Raw genomic sequence first — 260 nt, 5'->3', positions numbered from 1 at the left:
AAAATAGATAACTCATTGAAATAATGTCACAATAATTGTTTTCTAACGACGAATACTATGACACATCTCAATGAGTTATATCTTATCTTAAACAAATCTCTAAAATGGAACAAGTCACATTTAAAGTGCTTTGCGCTCATCATGCTTGTGATTATTCTAAAGTAAACATGTAATCTTTCTTCTGCATCTAAAGCCTTGCCCATCAAGTGCTTACCACAATCATTTTATCGACGTATGCAGCGCTTCTTTGCAGGTCAGTA

At 33.5% G+C, this 260-nt stretch carries 1 pseudogene; it reads left to right on the top strand.

Going from position 1 to position 260, the window contains the following annotated elements:
• Positions 1-57: 57 nt before the first annotated feature.
• A pseudogene (locus ACG9ZB_RS17490) lies at positions 58-260 on the top strand (IS4 family transposase); the annotation flags it as partial.

This window comes from Acinetobacter johnsonii (assembly GCF_048551975.1).
In the GTDB taxonomy this organism is placed as follows: Bacteria; Pseudomonadota; Gammaproteobacteria; order Pseudomonadales; family Moraxellaceae; genus Acinetobacter; species Acinetobacter johnsonii_A.
This window is presented reverse-complemented; position numbering and strand designations above follow the sequence as displayed.